The 19,183-nt window shown below is 68.7% G+C and carries 17 protein-coding genes and 1 tRNA gene; 11 read left to right on the top strand and 7 right to left on the bottom strand.

Going from position 1 to position 19,183, the window contains the following annotated elements; genetic code table 11:
* Positions 1-13: 13 nt before the first annotated feature.
* A tRNA-Gly gene (locus SLUN_RS21305) sits at positions 14-87 on the bottom strand.
* Between the two features lie 222 nt (positions 88-309).
* Here SLUN_RS21305 and SLUN_RS41410 point away from each other — a divergent pair.
* The 3 genes from SLUN_RS41410 (at position 310) to SLUN_RS21320 (ending at position 1,652) form a co-directional block, all read left to right on the top strand.
* Positions 310-492: a hypothetical protein gene (locus SLUN_RS41410; RefSeq protein ID WP_108150655.1), complete on the top strand. Its 183-nt coding sequence runs from the start codon at positions 310-312 to the stop codon at positions 490-492.
* An 82-nt stretch (positions 493-574) separates the two neighbouring features.
* Positions 575-1,150, top strand: coding sequence for a dCTP deaminase (gene dcd, locus SLUN_RS21315; protein WP_108150657.1), 576 nt, complete (start codon positions 575-577; stop codon positions 1,148-1,150).
* Positions 1,151-1,154: 4 nt separating this feature from the next.
* Entirely contained in the window at positions 1,155-1,652 is a 498-nt protein-coding gene (locus SLUN_RS21320; protein ID WP_108150659.1) for a phosphoribosyltransferase, read from the top strand.
* A 70-nt stretch (positions 1,653-1,722) separates the two neighbouring features.
* Here the strand turns inward: SLUN_RS21320 and SLUN_RS21325 are convergent, their stop codons facing one another.
* The 3 genes from SLUN_RS21325 to SLUN_RS21335 form a co-directional block, all read right to left on the bottom strand.
* Positions 1,723-2,613, bottom strand: a complete 891-nt coding sequence (locus tag SLUN_RS21325) for a Yip1 family protein (protein ID WP_108150661.1) — start codon at positions 2,611-2,613, stop codon at positions 1,723-1,725.
* A 259-nt stretch (positions 2,614-2,872) separates the two neighbouring features.
* On the bottom strand, positions 2,873-5,143 hold the full coding sequence (locus SLUN_RS21330) for a (Fe-S)-binding protein (RefSeq protein ID WP_108150662.1): 2,271 nt from the start codon (positions 5,141-5,143) through the stop codon (positions 2,873-2,875).
* Between the two features lie 128 nt (positions 5,144-5,271).
* Complete coding sequence (locus SLUN_RS21335; protein WP_108150664.1) at positions 5,272-5,832, bottom strand: sugar transferase; 561 nt, start codon at positions 5,830-5,832, stop codon at positions 5,272-5,274.
* 260 nt (positions 5,833-6,092) lie between these two features.
* Between SLUN_RS21335 and dnaK the strand changes: the two genes are divergently transcribed.
* Genes dnaK through SLUN_RS21355 form a run of 4 tightly spaced genes read left to right on the top strand, consistent with a single transcriptional unit; the run spans position 6,093 to position 10,253 of the window.
* Positions 6,093-7,946 carry a molecular chaperone DnaK gene (gene dnaK, locus SLUN_RS21340; RefSeq protein WP_108150665.1) on the top strand — a complete coding sequence of 618 codons (1,854 nt, stop codon included), beginning with the start codon at positions 6,093-6,095 and terminating at the stop codon, positions 7,944-7,946.
* On the top strand, positions 7,943-8,590 hold the full coding sequence (grpE, locus tag SLUN_RS21345; RefSeq protein WP_108150667.1) for a nucleotide exchange factor GrpE: 648 nt from the start codon (positions 7,943-7,945) through the stop codon (positions 8,588-8,590). The genes dnaK and grpE overlap by 4 nt, the downstream gene beginning before the upstream one ends.
* 30 nt (positions 8,591-8,620) lie before the next feature.
* Positions 8,621-9,808: a molecular chaperone DnaJ gene (gene dnaJ / locus SLUN_RS21350; protein ID WP_108150669.1), complete on the top strand. Its 1,188-nt coding sequence runs from the start codon at positions 8,621-8,623 to the stop codon at positions 9,806-9,808.
* 1 nt (position 9,809) lies between these two features.
* Entirely contained in the window at positions 9,810-10,253 is a 444-nt protein-coding gene (locus SLUN_RS21355) for a heat shock protein transcriptional repressor HspR (protein ID WP_108150671.1), read from the top strand.
* A 257-nt stretch (positions 10,254-10,510) separates the two neighbouring features.
* Here SLUN_RS21355 and SLUN_RS21360 read toward each other — a convergent pair whose 3' ends face one another.
* The gene (locus SLUN_RS21360; protein ID WP_108150673.1) at positions 10,511-11,494 is read right to left on the bottom strand and encodes a helix-turn-helix transcriptional regulator; all 984 of its coding nucleotides are present in this window, start codon (positions 11,492-11,494) and stop codon (positions 10,511-10,513) included.
* Positions 11,495-11,883: 389 nt separating this feature from the next.
* On the opposite strand from SLUN_RS21360, the gene SLUN_RS21365 reads away from it, so the two are divergent.
* A complete protein-coding gene (locus SLUN_RS21365) occupies positions 11,884-12,204 on the top strand; it encodes a Rieske (2Fe-2S) protein (protein WP_108150675.1) in 321 nt (106 codons plus the stop codon).
* A gap of 175 nt (positions 12,205-12,379) precedes the next feature.
* Here the strand turns inward: SLUN_RS21365 and SLUN_RS21370 are convergent, their stop codons facing one another.
* Positions 12,380-12,787 (bottom strand): pyridoxamine 5'-phosphate oxidase family protein, encoded by a 408-nt coding sequence (locus SLUN_RS21370; RefSeq protein ID WP_108150677.1) that lies wholly within the window; start codon positions 12,785-12,787, stop codon positions 12,380-12,382.
* Between the two features lie 179 nt (positions 12,788-12,966).
* Here SLUN_RS21370 and clpB point away from each other — a divergent pair, with 179 nt between their 5' ends.
* Together clpB and SLUN_RS21380 are read left to right on the top strand one after the other, a co-directional pair.
* On the top strand, positions 12,967-15,552 hold the full coding sequence (gene clpB / locus SLUN_RS21375) for an ATP-dependent chaperone ClpB (RefSeq protein ID WP_108150679.1): 2,586 nt from the start codon (positions 12,967-12,969) through the stop codon (positions 15,550-15,552).
* A 142-nt stretch (positions 15,553-15,694) separates the two neighbouring features.
* Entirely contained in the window at positions 15,695-16,234 is a 540-nt protein-coding gene (locus SLUN_RS21380) for a YbjN domain-containing protein (RefSeq protein WP_108150681.1), read from the top strand.
* A 30-nt stretch (positions 16,235-16,264) separates the two neighbouring features.
* Here the strand turns inward: SLUN_RS21380 and SLUN_RS21385 are convergent, their stop codons facing one another.
* Complete coding sequence (locus SLUN_RS21385; protein WP_108150683.1) at positions 16,265-17,467, bottom strand: glycosyltransferase family 39 protein; 1,203 nt, start codon at positions 17,465-17,467, stop codon at positions 16,265-16,267.
* A 389-nt stretch (positions 17,468-17,856) separates the two neighbouring features.
* Between SLUN_RS21385 and SLUN_RS21390 the strand changes: the two genes are divergently transcribed.
* Positions 17,857-18,990 carry an aminotransferase class I/II-fold pyridoxal phosphate-dependent enzyme gene (locus SLUN_RS21390; protein ID WP_175299055.1) on the top strand — a complete coding sequence of 378 codons (1,134 nt, stop codon included), beginning with the start codon at positions 17,857-17,859 and terminating at the stop codon, positions 18,988-18,990.
* Positions 18,991-19,183 lie beyond the last annotated feature (193 nt).

Below are 19,183 nucleotides of genomic sequence, written 5' to 3' on the forward strand. Positions count from 1 at the left end.
GGGCCTTATTCATTGGAGCGGGTGACGGGAATCGAACCCGCGCTCTGAGCTTGGGAAGCTCATGTTCTACCATTAAACTACACCCGCGCGGCGAGCCGTCGACCGGCATCGCATCGTCGCACACTGTACCTCATTGCAGGCCCCCCGGTGTATTTCGCCGCGGGGCCTTCGTGCTGTCCAGGCGACGGATGTCGCTGCGGCGCACGGGAGTTGAGGCGTACCGTGGGTGTTCGGAGTGCCGCCTGGAGTCGCGCCCAGTTCATCCCCTAATGTGGTCGTTCGTCCGCATTTCGTTGGGGAAGGGACCCGATGGACTTGATGGAGCGCACCGTCGTCCGCTGTGCCGAGGGGCACGTCTTCAGTACCGCTTCGTTCCCGATGCAGCAGCTCGGCGTCGATCGGATCGGGCCCGGGCGGCTCATCCGGTGTCCGCGTTGTGCGCGGCTTCGCAGCGTCGTGCCTGTGGAGTCGGCGCGGGCGGCCGAGCGGTAGCGGCAGCCGTAGCGACGGTCGAAGGGGGCGCACGGGGCTCTCCGATTGGGGTGGGCCCGTGCGCTCTGCGTATCCTCGGGGCGTGCTTCTCTCAGACAAGGACATCCGGGCCGAGATCGACGCCGGACGGGTGCGCATCGACCCGTACGACGAATCCATGGTGCAGCCCTCGAGCATCGATGTGCGGCTGGACCGCTACTTCAGGGTGTTCGAGAACCACCGCTATCCGCACATCGATCCGGCTGTCGAGCAGGCGGATCTGACGCGCAAGGTCGAGCCGGAGGGCGACGAGCCGTTCATCCTGCACCCCGGGGAGTTCGTCCTGGCCTCGACGTACGAGGTCATCTCGCTGCCGGACGATCTCGCCTCGCGACTGGAGGGCAAGTCCAGTCTGGGGCGGCTTGGGCTGGTCACGCACTCGACCGCCGGCTTCATCGATCCCGGCTTCTCGGGTCACGTCACCCTCGAGCTGTCGAATCTCGCGACGCTCCCCATCAAGCTCTGGCCGGGGATGAAGATCGGTCAGCTCTGCATGTTCCGGCTGAGCACTCCGGCCGAATTCCCGTACGGGAGCGAGCGGTACGGCTCCCGCTACCAGGGGCAGCGCGGGCCCACGGCCTCGCGGTCGTTCATGAACTTCCATCGGACGCAGGTGTGAGCAGATGAGCGGTGTGCGGGAGAACCTGACGTACGAGAAGTTCGGCGGCGCGATCCGCGACCTCGCGCAGAGCATCGCGGACGACGGCTACGAGCCCGACGTCGTGCTCAGCATCGCCAGGGGCGGGGTCTTCGTTGCCGGTGGGCTGGCGTACGCACTCGACTGCAAGAACATCCATCTCGTGAACGTGGAGTTCTACACGGGCGTCGGGACCACCTTGGCGATGCCGGTCATGCTCGCACCGGTGCCCAACGCCATCGACTTCTCCGACAAGAAGGTCCTCATCGCCGACGACGTCGCCGACACCGGCAAGACGCTGAAGCTGGTGCACGACTTCTGTGTCGATCATGTCGCCGAGGTGCGCAGCGCCGTCATCTACGAGAAGTCGCACTCGCTGGTCAAGTGCGAGTACGTGTGGAAGCGCACCGATGAGTGGATCAACTTCCCCTGGAGCGTTGAGAAGCCCGTCGTACAGCGGAGCGGGCAGGTCCTGGACGCTTGACCTGACCTGCGAAGAGACGTGAGAGGGCCCCTGCCGACGCGGCAGGGGCCCTCCTCGGCGTCCGTACGGGTCAGATCGTGCCCAGCTTGATGATCGACAGCAGCGCGATCAGCTGGATCGCCGACGCCCCCAGCGCCTTCGGCCACGGCAGATCGTGCGACTTGCTCACCATCGAGGTGAACAGCGCGCCCGCCGCCAGCCAGGTCGCCCAGCCCAGGACCTGGACCAGGGAGTTCTCGCCGCCCAGGAAGAGGGCGAAGACCAGGCGCGGGGCGTCCGTGATCGACATGATCAGCATGGAGAGGCCGACCGTCGGCTGCCAGGCGCCGTCGCCGCCCAGCTGACGGGCGAGGGTGTGGGTCACCGCGCCCAGGATCAGACCGCCGATGACGAACGCGACCCCCGTCGTCAGTACGTACGGGATCGCCGAGGAGATCGTCGCGTTGATGGTCTCCTCGCGCGCCTTGTCGAAGCCGAACAGCGCGAGCAGGCCGTAGAGGAACGTGACGATCAGCGCGGGGCCCCACACCGGGTAGTCGCGCATCTGCCAGAACGTCGGGCCCGGGCGCAGCACGATGCCTCTCAGCAACTGCTTCCAGGGCAGTCGCGGGCCGCTGGGGGCCGCGGGGGTGGCGCCCGCGCGGTAGGTCGCGCCGTCGCCGTACGGGTCCTCGTTCACGCTGAACGCCTGGGTGTGGCCAGGGTTGTTGGCGTACGGGTCGCCGTGCGGGGGCTGTTGGTACGGGTCGCCGAAGTACTCCGGCTCGCCGTACGGGCCCTGGGGCCGCTGCTGATGACCGCCGCCGGCCTGGGGCCACTGGGGCGGCTGCTGATGCTGTTGCGCATGCGGCGGCCCCGCATGGCCGCCCCCGGCCCCGTAGGGCGGCGGCGGTGCCTGCTGCGGTTGTTGCTGCTGCCTGCCGCGGTTGTCCCGGCCGCGTCCGATCCTGAATCCAGCCACGTAATCGAACGTACCTGGTCCTGATCAGCCGGGTGGGAGGGGAGCGGGAACGCACCCGGCTTTGCTGCTGAGCTGTGACATCCCCTAGGGGAATCCCGGGGGGGAGGGGGGCCGGCCGGGTGTGCTCCACCGTCGTCCCCACGGGCGGCGTGAAGGCCGGTGCCGCGGGCGTCCGCGACCGGCACACAGAAGCGGCCGGGTCTGCCCCCGAGGCAGATCCGGCCGCTTCCGCGTTACGTAGGAACTACGTCACCGACGACTACGTCACCGGCTCCGGCTCCGGCGCGTCCTCGGACTCCTCGGACGGGGCCGGGTCGGCCGGCGGCGTCCTCACCGAGTCGAGCAGCAGCTGCGCCACGTCCACGACCTGGATCGACTCCTTGGCCTTGCCGTCGTTCTTCTTGCCGTTCACGGAGTCCGTGAGCATCACGAGGCAGAACGGGCACGCCGTCGACACGATGTCCGGGTTCAGCGAAAGAGCCTCGTCGACACGCTCGTTGTTGATGCGCTTGCCGATCCGCTCCTCCATCCACATCCGCGCGCCACCGGCGCCGCAGCAGAAGCCGCGTTCCTTGTGGCGGTGCATCTCCTGCTGCCGCAGCCCCGGCACGGCCGACATGATCTCGCGCGGCGGCGTGTAGATCTTGTTGTGACGGCCCAGGTAGCAGGGGTCGTGATACGTGATCAGACCCTCGACCGGCGTCACCGGGATCAACTTGCCCTCGTCGATGAGGTGCTGCAGCAGCTGCGTGTGGTGGATGACCTCGAACTCGCCGCCCAGCTGCGGGTACTCGTTCGCGATCGTGTTGAAGCAGTGCGGGCAGGTCGCGACGATCTTCTTCGACGACGTGGGCTTCTTCGTCGACGGGTCTTCGTCGTCCTCGCCGTACGCCATGTTCAGCATGGCCACGTTCTCCTGGCCGAGCTGCTGGAACAGCGGCTCGTTGCCAAGGCGGCGGGCCGAGTCGCCCGTGCACTTCTCGTCGCCGCCCATGATCGCGAACTTCACGCCCGCGATGTGCAGCAGTTCGGCGAAGGCCTTGGTGGTCTTCTTCGCCCGGTCCTCCAGCGCGCCCGCGCAGCCGACCCAGTACAGATAGTCGACCTCGGACAGATCCTCGATGTCCTTGCCGACGACCGGGACCTCGAAGTCGACCTCCTTGGTCCACTCCACGCGCTGCTTCTTGGCGAGACCCCAGGGGTTGCCCTTCTTCTCCAGGTTCTTGAGCATCGTGCCCGCCTCGGACGGGAACGCGGACTCGATCATTACCTGGTAGCGGCGCATGTCGACGATGTGGTCGATGTGCTCGATGTCGACGGGGCACTGCTCGACGCACGCACCGCAGGTGGTGCAGGACCACAGCACGTCCGGGTCGATGACGCCGTTCTCTTCGAGCGTCCCGATCAGCGGGCGCTCGGCCTCCGCCAGAGCCGCGGCCGGCACACCGGCCAGCTGCTCCTCGGAGGCCTTCTCGTTGCCCTCCATGTCCTTGCCGCCGCCGGCCAGCAGATACGGGGCCTTGGCGTGCGCGTGGTCGCGCAGCGACATGATCAGGAGCTTGGGCGAGAGCGGCTTTCCGGTGTTCCAGGCGGGGCACTGCGACTGGCAGCGGCCGCACTCCGTACACGTGGAGAAGTCGAGGATGCCCTTCCAGGAGAACTGCTCGACCTGGGAGACGCCGAAGACATCGTCCTCGCCCGGGTCCTCGAAGTCGATCTCCTTGCCGCCGCTCGTCATCGGCAGCAGCGCGCCGAGCGCGGTCGAGCCGTCGGCGTTCCGCTTGAACCAGATGTTCGGGAAGCCGAGGAAGCGGTGCCAGGCGACACCCATGTTGGTGTTGAGCGAGACCGTGATCATCCAGATCAGCGAGGTGCCGATCTTGATCATCGCGGTGAAGTAGATGAGGTTCTGGAGGGTCCCGAGGCCGAGCCCCTCGAAGGCGAGGACCAGGGGGTACGAGACGAAGTACGCGGGCTCGTAGCCCTCGACGTGGTGGATCGCGCCCTCGAGCCCGCGCAGGGTCAGGATCGCCAGGCCGATGGTGAGGATGACGTACTCGACGAAGTACGCCTGCCAGGCCTTGGAGCCCGCGAAGCGCGACTTGCGGCCGGCCCGGGACGGCAGGTTCAGCAGCCGGATCGCCATCAGGATGACGATGCCGACGACGGTCATCAGCCCGATGAACTCGATGTACAGCTCGAAGGGCAGCCAGCCGCCGATGATCGGCAGCACCCAGTCGGCCTCGAAGAGCTGGCCGTACGCCTGCAGGAGGGTCGGCGGCAGGGTGAGGAAGCCGATCGCGACGAACCAGTGGGCGAAGCCCACGATCCCCCACCGGTTCATCCGGGTGTGGCCGAGGAACTCCTTGACCAGGGTGATCGTGCGCTGCTTCGGATCGTCGGTGCGACTGCCTGCCGGTACCGGCTGACCGAGCTTCACGAAGCGGTAGATCTGCGCGACGGCTCGGGCGATGAGCGCAACGCCGACCACGGTCAGGACCAGCGACACGATGATCGCGGCGAGTTGCATTTCGGGGCTCCTCGGGCCTGCGAGGTGGGAATCAGCGACTTCTACTAAGCGGTAACTTATTCAGTCCGTGCTGAGAGTACCCACTTATTCCGCCGCACTGTAGCCGCGCACGCGGTGATCTGTGTCGCTCAGGCAAGCCTGACCGGCGCACCCGCGGGCACCGGACGGCGTCCGGCAACGGCCGCCGGGAGGGTGCGGGCGAGGATCAGCAGGTCCAGTCCCAGCCAATACTGCTCCACATAGTGCAGATCGAGCACGGCCATCTCCTCCCAGGGGAGCTCGGAGCGGCCGCTGATCTGCCAGAGTCCGGTGATGCCGGGGCGTACGCCGAGGCGGGCGCGGCCCGCGCCGGTGGCCGGCTCCGAGTCCTCGGGCGCCAGCGGCCGCGGTCCGACCAGCGACATCTCGCCGCGTAGCACGTTGATCAGCTGGGGCAGCTCGTCGAGGAAGTGGCGGCGGAGCGGTCGTCCCACGGGGGTGTCACGGGTGTCGTCGACCTGATCGTTCCGCCGCGTACGGAACGTCAGCATCGCAAACGGCCGGCCGCCGAGCCCGGTCCGGTCCCGGCGGGTCAGGACCGGGCCCGGCGAGGTCACAGCGACCGCCGCGGCGAGGGCCAGCAGTGCGGGGAGCAGGAGCAGCAGCAGGATCAGACTGCCCGTCAGGTCGACGGCTCGCTTTGCAGGCATGGTGCGCGCCCTTCATCACGATTGACAGTTATCAGCCGCTTTTTGCGGCTATGACTCTCGCAGATGAAGGTCATGCGAACCGGTGCGCCACGCGCGCGGTCGCCGAGAACCCCAACAGGCCCCCGGCGGAGCCCGGGTGCGGCAAGGGTGCACGTAAGCGCGGGATAAAAGTTGAGTGGGGGCGACTCAGGTCTGTTGACTCATCCAACTCGGTCGTGCATCCTTGAGCCAGATTCACTCAAGTCAGCTGGAGGTTTGAAATGGCACGTGCGGTCGGCATCGACCTGGGCACAACTAACTCCGTCGTCAGCGTTCTGGAGGGCGGCGAGCCCACCGTCATCACCAACGCCGAGGGTGCCAGGACCACGCCGTCCGTCGTCGCCTTCGCGAAGAACGGTGAGGTGCTGGTCGGCGAGGTTGCGAAGCGTCAGGCGGTCACCAACGTCGACAGGACCATCCGGTCGGTCAAGCGCCACATGGGCACCGACTGGAAGATCGAGCTCGACGGGAAGAACTTCAACCCGCAGCAGATGAGCGCCTTCATCCTGCAGAAGCTGAAGCGCGACGCGGAGTCCTACCTCGGCGAGAAGGTCACCGACGCGGTGATCACCGTCCCGGCGTACTTCAACGACTCCGAGCGCCAGGCGACCAAGGAAGCCGGCGAGATCGCGGGCCTGAACGTCCTGCGTATCGTCAACGAGCCGACTGCGGCCGCCCTGGCCTACGGCCTGGACAAGGACGACCAGACCATTCTCGTCTTCGACCTCGGTGGCGGCACCTTCGACGTCTCGCTGCTCGAGATCGGTGACGGCGTCGTCGAGGTGAAGGCCACCAACGGTGACAACCACCTCGGTGGTGACGACTGGGACCAGCGCGTCGTCGACTACCTGGTGAAGCAGTTCGCCAATGGTCACGGCGTGGACCTGTCGAAGGACAAGATGGCTCTCCAGCGTCTCCGCGAGGCCGCGGAGAAGGCGAAGATCGAGCTGTCGTCCTCGACCGAGACGACCATCAACCTCCCGTACATCACGGCGTCCGCCGAGGGCCCGCTGCACCTGGACGAGAAGCTCACCCGGGCTCAGTTCCAGCAGCTCACCGCGGACCTGCTCGACCGCTGCAAGACCCCGTTCCACAACGTCATCAAGGACGCTGGCATCCAGCTGTCCGAGATCGACCACGTGGTCCTGGTCGGCGGCTCGACCCGGATGCCCGCCGTCGCCGAGCTCGTCAAGGAGCTCACCGGCGGCCAGGACGCCAACAAGGGTGTGAACCCCGACGAGGTCGTCGCCATCGGCGCCGCCCTCCAGGCCGGTGTCCTCAAGGGTGAGGTCAAGGACGTCCTGCTCCTCGACGTGACCCCGCTGTCCCTCGGTATCGAGACCAAGGGCGGCATCATGACCAAGCTCATCGAGCGCAACACCACGATCCCGACCAAGCGGTCCGAGATCTTCACGACGGCCGAGGACAACCAGCCGTCCGTGCAGATCCAGGTCTACCAGGGCGAGCGCGAGATCGCGGCGTACAACAAGAAGCTCGGGATGTTCGAGCTGACCGGTCTGCCGCCGGCCCCGCGCGGGGTGCCGCAGATCGAGGTCGCCTTCGACATCGACGCCAACGGCATCATGCACGTGACCGCGAAGGACCTGGGCACGGGCAAGGAGCAGAAGATGACCGTCACCGGCGGCTCCTCGCTGCCGAAGGACGAGGTCGACCGCATGCGCCAGGAGGCCGAGCAGTACGCGGACGAGGACCACCGTCGCCGCGAGGCCGCCGAATCCCGCAACCAGGGCGAGCAGCTCGTCTACCAGACCGAGAAGTTCCTCAAGGACAACGAGGACAAGGTCCCGGGTGACGTCAAGGCCGAGGTCGAGACCGCGCTCACCGAGCTGAAGGAGAAGCTCAAGGGCGAGGACACGGCCGAGATCCGTACGGCCACCGAGAAGGTCGCCGCGGTCAGCCAGAAGCTCGGCCAGGCGATGTACGCCAACGCCGCCCCCGAGGGTGGCGCGGCCGCCGGCGCCGAGGGCGGCGCTGAGCAGCCCCAGGCCGAGGACGATGTCGTCGACGCCGAGATCGTGGACGACGAGAAGCCGAAGAAGGACGGTGCAGCGTGACGGAGGAGACCCCGGGCAACTTCGACGAGAAGCCCGACGTCCCCTCCGGCGTTACACCTGACGACGCCGCCGAAACCGCCGAGTCCTCCGAGAAGGAGGGCCCGGCGGCCCCGGCAGGGGACGCAGCAAAGATCGCAGGCCTGACGGCTCAGCTGGACCAGGTCCGGATGGCGCTCAACGAGCGCACGGCGGACCTCCAGCGGCTCCAGGCCGAGTACCAGAACTACCGCCGTCGTGTGGAGCGCGACAGGGTCACGGTCAAGGAGATCGCCACGGCGAGCCTGCTGACCGAGTTCCTGCCGGTGCTCGACGACATCGGCCGTGCCCGCGAGCACGGGGAGCTGGTGGGCGGGTTCAAGTCGGTTGCCGAGTCTCTGGAGACGGCGGCCGCCAAGATGGGCCTGCAGCAGTTCGGCAAGGAGGGCGAGCCCTTCGACCCGACGATCCACGAAGCGCTGATGCACAGTTACGCGCCGGATGTCACCGAGACCACGTGCGTCGCGGTCCTGCAGCCGGGGTATCGCATCGGCGAGCGGATCATACGTCCCGCGCGGGTCGCGGTGGCCGAGCCCCAGCCGGGCGCGACCCTCGCGAAGGAAGAGTCGGTAAACGACGAGGAGAGCGGTGGCCCGGAAGAGGGCTGACGCCATGATCGTCCGAGAGGAGGGACGTCGATGAGTACGAAGGACTTCGTCGAGAAGGACTACTACAAGGTTCTCGGCGTCCCGAAGGACGCCACCGAGGCCGAGATCAAGAAGGCGTACCGGAAGCTCGCTCGCGAGTTCCACCCGGACGCCAACAAGGGTGACGCCAAGGCCGAGGAGCGCTTCAAGGAGATCTCCGAGGCCAACGACATCCTCGGCGACCCCAAGCGGCGCAAGGAGTACGACGAGGCGCGCTCGCTCTTCGGCAACGGCGGCTTCCGGGCGGGTCCCGGCGGCCCCGGTGGCTCCTTCAACTTCGACCTGGGCGACCTCTTCGGGGGTGCCCAGGGCGGACCGCAGGGTGGCGGCGCCGGAGGCTTCGGCGGCGGTCTCGGCGATGTGTTCGGCGGCCTGTTCAACCGCGGCGCCGCCGGCACCGGTACGCGTACGCAGCCGCGCCGCGGCCAGGACATCGAGTCCGAGGTGACGCTCAGCTTCACCGAGGCGGTCGACGGAGCCACGGTCCCGCTGCGGATGTCCAGCCAGGCGCCCTGCAAGGCGTGTGCGGGCACCGGCGACAAGAACGGCACGCCCAGGGTCTGCCCGACCTGTGTCGGCACCGGCCAGGTCTCGCGCGGCGGCAGCGGCTCCTTCTCGCTCACCGACCCGTGCGTGGACTGCAAGGGCCGTGGGCTGATCGCGCAGGACCCCTGCGAGGTCTGCAAGGGGAGCGGGCGCGCCCGCTCCTCGCGCACCATGCAGGTCCGTATCCCCGCCGGCGTCTTTGACGACCAGCGGATCCGGCTGCGCGGCAAGGGCGCTCCCGGTGAACGGGGCGGCCCGGCCGGCGACTTGTACGTCGTCGTGCATGTCGGCGCCCACCCCGTCTTCGGCCGCAAGGGCGACAACCTCACGGTCACCGTGCCCGTCACATACACGGAGGCGGCGCTCGGCGGCGAGGTGAAGGTGCCGACCCTCGGCGGTTCCCCTGTCACGCTGAAGCTGCCCGCGGGGACACCCAACGGCCGTACGATGCGTGCCCGCGGCAAGGGCGCTGTCCGCAAGGACGGCTCCCGCGGCGACCTGTTGGTCACCGTCGAGGTCGTGGTCCCCAAGGAGCTGAGCGACAAGGCGAAGGAAGCGCTGGAGGCCTACCGCGAAGCCACCGCGGCGGATGACCCGCGGGCCGAGCTGTTCCAGGCCGCGAAGGGAGCATGAGATGGACGGACGCCGTCGCAATCCCTACGAACTGACCGAAGAGTCGCCGGTGTACGTCATCTCGGTGGCGGCGCAGCTCTCGGGCCTGCATCCGCAGACCCTTCGTCAGTACGACCGGCTCGGTCTGGTCTCCCCGGACCGCACCGCGGGCCGGGGCCGGCGCTACTCCGCCCGCGACATCGAACTGCTGCGCACCGTCCAGCAGTTGTCGCAGGACGAGGGCATCAACCTGGCCGGCATCAAGCGCATCATCGAACTGGAGAACCAGGTCGCGGCGCTCCAGCAGCGGGTCGCCGAGCTGTCGACGGCCGTCGAGGGCGCGGCGGCGGCGATGCAGCAGCGCGAAGCCCAGGTGCACGCCTCCTACCGGCGCGATCTCGTGCCGTACCAGGATGCGCAGCAGGCGAGCGCGCTGGTGGTCTGGCGCCCCAAGCGGCCTGAGTAGGACAAGAGTTGTACGGCCGAAGGGGCGGGAGAGCGAGTCGCTCTCCCGCCCCTTCGGCGTATGCGGCTCGCGGCCCGGCCGAGGACCGGTCAGCCTCAGGAGAGGATGAGGGTGGCCTGGACACGCTCCGGTTCGCCGCGTTCGCGCTCGCACAGCCGCGCCGGGCGTCACGGCGCGGCGGGACCGTCGGCCGGCGCACCGGCGGCACGGGTCCGGGGCGCGCGCCGGCGGGTCGGCGGACGCCGGGGCGCTCGCGGTCAGCCCTCGTGCTCCAGAATCCCCGACTGCGCGATGAGATAGCCGAGTTGGGTGCGGCTGCCGCTGCCCAGCGCCGAGCCCAGCTTGGCGATGTGTGCGCGGCAGGTGCGGACGTTCATCCCCAGGCGCCGGGCGATGGCCTCGTCGACATGGCCCTCGACCAGCAGTTTGGCGATCGAGCGCTGGACGCCCGTGACGCCGTCCAGCTGGGGCCCGTACGAGACCTGTTCCTCCCACGGGATGCCGTGCAGCCAGAACTGCTCGAAGACGCCGACGAGATACTCGACGATGCCTTTGTGCCGTAGCTCAAGTGCCGAGAGGCGATCGCTACTTGCCGGTATGAAGGCCACTTTCCGGTCGACAATGATCAGGCGGTCGATGATCTCCTCGAGCGTCCGCACCTCGACCCCGGCCGGACCTACCGCCTCCATGTAGGACAAAGTCGCCGGGTGGTGGCGGGCCGTGTGCTGGTAGAGGGTGCGCATCCGTACGCCGCGGTGGATGAGCGGCTCCACGCGGCGCAGCGCCTTCTCCAGGATGTGCGGCTGTCGCCCACTGCCGGGCTGGACCGTGAGAAGCTCCTCGGTGCAGTCTGCGGTGACCTGGTCGAGGGTTGTGTTGATGCGGTTGAGACCCTCGAGGACGGTGATCCCTTGTGGGACGGTGGAGTTCTGAGCGCTGAACGCCATGAATGGCTCAAGAGCGTCGGTCAGAGCGACAGTTCGGCGTCGGCGCTCTTGGATCTCCCGCTCAATGGGGTGTATCAGCTGTGTCAGCGCAGTGGTCGGCGGAACCGGGCGGAGCCACTGAGCGTCGTCGGGATCCGGGTGCAGCAGGGCGAGATCGAAGAGGCAGGGTGTGGATTCCGCCTCTGACCGGGCTATTCGCCCGGTCCGCAGAGCGGTGATGTAGAGAACCTTCCCCGCTTCGCACAGCTCGCCGTCTGCATGAGGGTGTCCCGTTTCACCCTCTCTTGATGGCATATGTACCCCCTCAGGCTCCTGCATTACAGGAACATGATGCCTGCCGTCGCTGGTGCAAGCGTTCGGAGTGAGACATCGTCTTATGCGCGGGGGAGGAGGAATGATCAATAGAGGTGGAGATCACCCATGTCTAGGACGCTTCGTGCTCTTTGTGCTCTTGCCATAGCGGCGGCCGCGCTCGGTGCGGTGGCCTCCGGTGAGCCCTCCTGGGGTAGCTCTCCCGCCCACGCGGTGACGGCGACCCCCGGCGAGCCTTCGTGGGGCGTTGCTCCCGCGCACGTTGTGGCGGGTAAGCCCGGTGAGCCTTCGTGGGGCGTTGCTCCCGCGGACGTTGTGGCGGGTAAGTCCGGTGAGCCCTCTTGGGGTGTCGCTCCGGCCCGCACTGACGCATGACCGTTCCACCGGACGACCGGACCTTCCGGCGCGAGATGGCTACGGCTTACAGATCGGGGTGGCATTTCATCGACCTCGTCACGGCAATCCCCCACCGTGGCGACTCGTTGATGGTCACCCTGTTCGGAGAGCCGATAGTCGTGGCGCGCGAGGAGGACGAGGACGTCCGTGCCTATCGGTGCCTTCGCCGGCCCCGTGGAGCTCCGCAGCCCGTCCGCTGTGCCATCCGGTACGGCATGATTTTCGTCAATCTCGACCAGCGCGATCACCAGCTGGCCGAGCCCGACGCCACCACCGCCACCCCCCGCAGTGCCTGAGCGGTTCCCCCGTCGTTGTAAATCGCTCGGGCGCTTCCCCCACACAGCGGCGCCATCGTGGACCTGAAACGCGATGGCGCCGCTGTGCTTTTTCCGTACGCGAGGCCGACCGCACGTGAACTCCGCGCGCCGGTAAGGGGTCGCCGACTCCGCACGCCGGTAAGGGGCCGCCGCGTCAGCCCCGCCCGAGCGCCCGGTCCAGGGCGATCTCGATGAGCACCCGGTCCGGGTTGGGCGCCGGCATGCGCTCGTAGCGCTCCGCGTAACGCCGTACCGCGTCCTCGACGGCTTCCCTCTCCGTGCGTACGGTCGCCCGCCCCTCCAGCGTCGCCCAGCGGCCTCTGTGGACCTGGCACACGGCCACGCGTGCCCCGCCCTGCCGCTGCGCGGCCAGGATGTTGGCCACCTTCGTGCTGCTCTTGTTCGTGATGACGCGGGCCAGCCCGGCCTCGGGGTCGTACGTCACTCCCACCGGCACGACATGCGGACTGCCGTCCGGGCGCTGTGTAGTGAGGGTGCACAGATGGTATTCACGCCAGAACGCCAGGTATTCGGGGCTGGGGTCGCGTACGTCGATGGCCATGGTCAGAGGGTAGATGTGGCGGCGATCGTCCGTCCCGCCATCCCCGTCTTCTCGTTCGAGGCGGCTGGTTGAGAGGAATAGTTGAGTGGAATACACTCAACTTTGTGCAGGTTGAATGAGTCAGTATTGAAGGAAGAGCCGCATCAGCGCAGGCCATCAGCAAGGAGGAGAGAGCGCACGTGGACGCCGAGCTGACCAACAAGAGCCGGGATGCGATCAACGCCGCCACCAGCCGGGCCGTGTCCGAGGGGCATCCCGACCTGACCCCCGCGCATCTGCTGCTCGCGCTGCTCGCGGGCGCGGACAACGAGAACATCACTGATCTGCTGGCCGCCGTCGAGGCCGACCAGGTCGCGGTACGGTCCGGGGCGGAGCGCGTGCTGACCGCCCAGCCCAGCGTGGCCGGGTCGACCGTCGCGCCGCCGCAGCCCAACCGCGAGCTGCTCGCCGTCATCGCCGACGCCGCGCAGCGGGCCAAGGAGCTCGGGGACGACTACATCTCCACCGAGCATCTGCTCGTCGGCACCGCCGCGAAGGGCGGGCAGGCCGGCGAGGTGCTGGCCCAGCAGGGAGCCACGGCGAAGAAGCTGCTGGACGCGTTCGAGACGGTAAGGGGAGGGCGCCGGGTGACCACACCCGACCCTGAGGGGCAGTACAAGGCGCTGGAGAAGTTCGGTACGGACTTCACCGCCGCGGCCCGCGAGGGCAAGCTCGACCCGGTCATCGGCCGGGACCAGGAGATCCGCCGCGTCGTGCAGGTGCTGTCGCGGCGCACGAAGAACAACCCGGTCCTCATCGGTGAGCCCGGCGTCGGCAAGACCGCCGTCGTCGAGGGGCTCGCGCAGCGGATCGTGAAGGGCGATGTGCCCGAGTCGCTGCGGAACAAGCGACTGGTCTCGCTGGACCTCGGCGCAATGGTTGCGGGTGCGAAGTACCGCGGTGAGTTCGAGGAGCGGCTGAAGACCGTCCTGTCCGAGATCAAGGCGAGCGACGGCCAGATCATCACCTTCATCGACGAGCTGCACACCGTCGTGGGCGCCGGCGCAGGCGGCGATTCGGCCATGGACGCGGGCAACATGCTCAAGCCCATGCTGGCGCGCGGTGAGCTGCGCATGGTGGGTGCGACGACGCTCGACGAGTACCGCGAGCGGATCGAGAAGGACGCGGCGCTGGAGCGGCGCTTCCAGCAGGTGATGGTGGCCGAGCCGTCCGTCGAGGACACGATCGCGATCCTGCGCGGGCTCAAGGGCCGCTACGAGGCGCACCACAAGGTGCAGATCGCGGACTCGGCGCTGGTCGCCGCGGCGACGCTCTCCGACCGGTACATCACCTCGCGCTTCCTGCCCGACAAGGCCATCGACCTCGTCGACGAGGCCGCGTCCCGGCTCCGTATGGAGATCGACTCCTCCCCCCTGGAGATCGACGAGCTGCAGCGTGCCGTCGACCGGCTGCGCATGGAGGAGCTCGCCCTCAAGAACGAGTCCGATCCGGCCTCCAGGCAGCGCCTGGAGAAGCTGCGCCGCGACCTCGCCGACAAGGAGGAGGAGCTGCGCGGACTCACCGCCCGCTGGGAGAAGGAGAAGCAGGGTCTCAACCGCGTCGGTGAGCTGAAGGAGAAGCTCGACGAACTGCGCGGCCAGGCGGAGCGGGCGCAGCGCGACGGCGACTTCGACACCGCTTCCAAGCTGCTGTACGGGGAAATCCCGGGCCTGGAGCGGGAGCTGGAGGAGGCCGCGGAGGCGGAGCAGGAGGCGGCGAAGGACACGATGGTCAAGGAGGAGGTCGGCCCGGACGACATCGCGGACGTGGTCGGCTCCTGGACCGGGATCCCGGCGGGCCGGCTGCTCGAGGGCGAGACCCAGAAGCTGCTCCGTATGGAGGCCGAACTGGGCAAGCGCCTGATCGGGCAGGAGGAGGCCGTGGGGGCGGTGTCCGACGCGGTACGCCGTACTCGTGCCGGTATCGCCGACCCCGACCGGCCGACCGGATCGTTCCTCTTCCTCGGCCCGACCGGCGTCGGCAAGACCGAACTGGCCAAGGCACTCGCGGACTTCCTCTTCGACGACGAGCGGGCGATGGTCCGCATCGACATGAGCGAGTACGGCGAGAAGCACACGGTCGCCCGGCTGGTGGGTGCGCCGCCGGGGTACGTCGGCTACGAGGAGGGCGGCCAGCTGACGGAGGCGGTGCGCCGTCGCCCGTACTCGGTCGTCCTGCTGGACGAGGTGGAGAAGGCGCATCCGGAGGTCTTCGACATTCTGCTCCAGGTCCTCGACGACGGCCGGCTGACGGACGGCCAGGGCCGGACGGTGGACTTCCGCAACACGATCCTGGTGCTGACGTCGAACCTGGGCAGCCAATATCTGGTCGAGCCGCTCACCTCGGAGGCCGAGAAACGCGAACAGGTTCTGGAAGTGGTCCGGGCGTCGTTCAAGCCGGAGTTCCTGAACAGGCTCGACGACCTGGTGGTCTTCTCGTCCCTGTCGAAGGACGAACTGGCACACATCGCGGAGCTCCAGATCGAGCGCCTCGCCCAGCGCCTGGCCGAGCGCAGGCTCACGCTGGATGTCACCCCGGCGGCGCTGGAGTGGCTGGCGGACGAGGGCAACGACCCGGCGTACGGGGCGCGGCCGCTGCGCCGCCTGATCCAGACGGCGATCGGCGACCGCCTGGCGAAGGAGATCCTGGCGGGCGAGGTGACGGACGGCGACGTGGTGCGGGTGGACCGCTTCGAGGACGGCCTGATCGTGGGCCGCGCCGAGTGAGGGTGCGGGGTCTGCCCCCCCGGTTACGGAGAACCCCGCGGCCGGAACTTGTCAGCTCGCAGCGGATCGGGGGCGGCCGGGGTTGCCATGCCCCGGCGGGGATGGGAGAGGATGGAGGGAACCGTACGAAGGGAAATACACGGTGACCATCGATCCGTCCTCGATTCCTCATTTCGGGGGCCAGCCCCAGCCTCAGGCCGCAGGACCGGCGGGCCCCGTCGTTCCCGACCAGGACCTGGTCAAGCAGCTCCTCGACCAGATGGAGCTGAAGTACGTCGTCGACGACGAGGGCGACCTCGCGGCGCCGTGGGAAGAGTTCCGCACGTACTTCATGTTCCGCGGCGAGGACGACCAGCAGGTCTTCTCGGTGCGCACCTTCTACGACCGTCCGCACGCGCTCGAGGACAAAGCCAAGATCCTCGACGCGATCGACGACTGGAACCGCCGCACCCTGTGGCCGAAGGTCTACACGCACATCCACGACGAGGAGGACGGCCCCACCACGGTCCGCCTCATCGGCGAGGCCCAGATGCTGATCGGCACCGGCGTCAACCTGGAGCACTTCGTGTCGTCGACCGTCAGCTGGGTGCGCGCCTCGATCGAGTTCGACAAGTGGCTCGTGGAGCAGTTCGGCCTGGAGACGGCGGACGCGGACGAGAAGCCCGAAGACGACGAGGCCTGAGCAGCCGGCCGGCAGCCTGAGCACCACCCGCTACAGCGCCAGCGGGGACAGTGTCAGCAGATACGTCCCGTAGGCGAACGAAAGCCCGGCCAGGGCGACGGTCACCGCGACCGTCGCCCCCGGCCGGGCTTTCGTCATGACGCGGGCCAGGGGCAGCAGCAGCGGGAACGCCGGCAGCAGAAACCGCGGCTTGGACTCGAAGAAGCCCGAGCCGCCGACCGTGATCAGCACCAGCACCGCGGTGTACACGAGCAGCGCCACCGGTGGCCTCTCCAGCGCGAACAGCGCGAACAGCAGCAGCGCCGCCGCGACGATCAGCAGCGCCAGTACGAGCGAGAACATCGTCGGCCGCAGCACGATGTCCCGCACCATCCTCAGCGCCCCGATCCCGAAGTCGAACTGCGAGGTCCAGCCGCGCTGCACCGCGAAGTACCCGCCCAGCGGATCGCCCGTACGGAAGCCGACGGAGAGCACGAAGCCGCACCAGCCCACCGGTGCCACCACCGCCCCCGTCCAGATCCGCCACCCCGCGCGCTCGCCCCGCCGGTGCGCCGTGAACACCTCGTACGCCGCCACCGCGACCACCGCCGCGGCCACCGCGATCCCGTTGGGCCGGGAGAGCCCGGCGAGCGTCGCCAGCGTGCCGGCCCACAGCCAGCGCCGGGTGAGCACCGAGTACAGCGACCAGGCGGCGAAGGCCGTGAGCACCGGCTCGGTGTACGCCATGGACAGCACGATCGAGTGCGGCAGCAGCCCCCACAGCAGGACCACCAGCGTCGCCGTGCGGCGCCCGTGCAGCCGCTCGACGATCGCGTAGATGCCCCAGGCCGCCGCGCCCGCCGCGGACCAGGAGAGCAGCAGCCCCGCCGTACCGCTCGTCACCGGCAGCACGGTCGTCACCGCCCGCACCAGCCCCGGGTACAGCGGGAAGAACGCCAGATCGCTCTGGACCGAGCCGTCCGGCCAGCGCAGGACGCGGCCGTAGCCGTGCTCGGCGATCAGCATGTACCAGTCGGAGTCCCAGGCGCGGGCGATGATCATCCGGGGCGAGCGCCCGATGTGCCAGGCCCAGCCGGCCATCACCAGCAGCCCGGTCAGCCGCGCCGCCGCGAACAGCCCCAGCGCGGGGACGGCCCGAAGCAGTGCGGCGCGCCAGCGGGGTACGGGCCGGGCACCCGCCGCCGCTGCGCTGTCGAAAGTCTCGGCGGACAGGGTGCACCTCCGGGCGCGCACATGGGTCGGTCAACCTGACCATGTGCGGCGCAAGGCGCGGATGCGAGCGCTGCGCAGCCGACCGGGCCGGTTCCTACCCGGTCGGCTGAAGTGGCGCGTGTCGCCCGTGACAGCGGGCCCCTCAGCCGCTAAGCGGTGTCCCCGGGGCCGCTTGGAGACCCTTGAGGCCGGTCACGGCCTCCTGGAGCGCCGACTCGCGTCAGCGGCTCCGGTGAAGGCCTGAACATGCTCACCGGTAGGCCGGTGTTCCCCGTGATGCCTATCGTGAGGGCCGAATCTCCTGGTTGGTGGACTCGGGAAAGCGGGATCGTATGAACACGGCGGGGACGGCTGACGCGCGCGGCGTAGTGGGCTCGGCAGGCTGGAGCCCTGCGGCGCGGGTGCGGGGCATGGGTACGTCGATCTTCACGGAGATGACGGAGCTGGCGCGGCGCACTGGAGCCGTGAACCTCGGGCAGGGAGTGCCGGAGCTGGACAGCCCGGCCGCGCTGCTCAAGGACGTGGCGGATGCGGTGCTCGCGGGCAGCAACCAGTACCCGCCGGCTCATGGGTTCCCGGCGCTGCGTGAGGCTGTCGCCGCTCATCAGCTGCGCCGGTACGGCCTCGACTACCAGCCTCAGGGCGAGGTGCTGGTCACCACGGGGGCGACGGAAGCCCTCGCGGCGGCCCTCCTGGCTCTCTGCGACCCCGGTGACGAGGTCATCGCCTTCGACCCCTGCTACGACGCGTACGCGGCGGATGCCCGGCTTGCAGGGGCACGGTTGGTCGCTGTCCCGCTGGTCCTCGACGGCGACGGGTTCGCCCTCGACGCCGACGCGCTGCGTGCGGCCGTTTCCCCACGTACCCGGGTGCTGATCCTGAACACTCCGCACAACCCCACGGGCATGGTCTTCAAGGCCGAAGAGCTGGAGGCCGTCGCTGATGTGTGCCGCGAGCACTCGCTGACGGTGATCACGGATGAGGTCTACGAACACCTCGTCTACAACGACGGTGCGCGCCATCTCCCCTTCGCCGCCCTGCCGGAGATGAGAGAACGGACGGTGGTCATCTCCTCGGCGGGAAAGACCTTCAACACAACGGGCTGGAAGGTTGGTTGGGTCTGCGGGCCGGCGCCGCTCGTCGCCGCGGTGGGCGCTGCGAAGCAGTTCCTGACGTACGCCTCGGGTACTCCGTATCAGGAAGCGCTGGCGCGGGCGCTCGGATCGGTGGAGGAATGGGCGGCGGGCCTGCGGGGCACTCTGCGCGGGAATCGGGATCTCCTGAGCGACGGCCTGACGGAAGCCGGGCTGCGGCCCTTCCGCGCGGACGCCGGCTACTTCGTGCAGGCGGACGTACGGCCGTGGGGGTACTCGGACGGCGTCCGGTTCTGCCGGGACCTTCCGGAACGCGCGGGCGTGGTGGCGATCCCCACCTCGGCGTTCTACGTGAGCGCGGACGCTCCGGCCTGGCTGGTGCGCTTCTCGGTCTGCAAGAGCGGGGACTCGATCCGGCAGGCTGTTGACCAGCTGATCGCAGCTCGCTGACGGAAGCCGGCCGGCATGGCGACGCCCCCGGCTCTCGGTGAACCGGGGGCGCGTGGGGAACGGATGCCGATCGCGGCTGCGAGCCTGTCAGCCCGACGGGCATCGGGGGCGGTGCCGTTGCGCGACACTCCGGAATCGGCAGAAGCCACGGACGGCAGACTCCGAACCGATCAGCCGGCGAACACCTCGCCGC

This window comes from Streptomyces lunaelactis, assembly GCF_003054555.1.
Lineage (GTDB): Bacteria > Actinomycetota > Actinomycetes > Streptomycetales > Streptomycetaceae > Streptomyces > Streptomyces lunaelactis.

Excerpts from the sequence above, each read along its gene's own strand:
- SLUN_RS41410 (WP_108150655.1), top strand. The coding sequence starts at position 310 with ATGGACTTGATGGAGCGCACCGTCGTCCGCTGTGCCGAGGGGCACGTC.
- SLUN_RS21320 (WP_108150659.1), top strand. The coding sequence starts at position 1,155 with ATGAGCGGTGTGCGGGAGAACCTGACGTACGAGAAGTTCGGCGGCGCG.
- SLUN_RS21330 (WP_108150662.1), bottom strand. The coding sequence starts at position 5,143 with ATGCAACTCGCCGCGATCATCGTGTCGCTGGTCCTGACCGTGGTCGGC.
- SLUN_RS21335 (WP_108150664.1), bottom strand. The coding sequence starts at position 5,832 with ATGCCTGCAAAGCGAGCCGTCGACCTGACGGGCAGTCTGATCCTGCTG.
- dnaK (WP_108150665.1), top strand. The coding sequence starts at position 6,093 with ATGGCACGTGCGGTCGGCATCGACCTGGGCACAACTAACTCCGTCGTC.
- dnaJ (WP_108150669.1), top strand. The coding sequence starts at position 8,621 with ATGAGTACGAAGGACTTCGTCGAGAAGGACTACTACAAGGTTCTCGGC.
- SLUN_RS21355 (WP_108150671.1), top strand. The coding sequence starts at position 9,810 with ATGGACGGACGCCGTCGCAATCCCTACGAACTGACCGAAGAGTCGCCG.
- SLUN_RS21360 (WP_108150673.1), bottom strand. The coding sequence starts at position 11,494 with ATGCCATCAAGAGAGGGTGAAACGGGACACCCTCATGCAGACGGCGAG.
- SLUN_RS21365 (WP_108150675.1), top strand. The coding sequence starts at position 11,884 with ATGACCGTTCCACCGGACGACCGGACCTTCCGGCGCGAGATGGCTACG.
- SLUN_RS21370 (WP_108150677.1), bottom strand. The coding sequence starts at position 12,787 with ATGGCCATCGACGTACGCGACCCCAGCCCCGAATACCTGGCGTTCTGG.
- SLUN_RS21390 (WP_175299055.1), top strand. The coding sequence starts at position 17,857 with ATGGGTACGTCGATCTTCACGGAGATGACGGAGCTGGCGCGGCGCACT.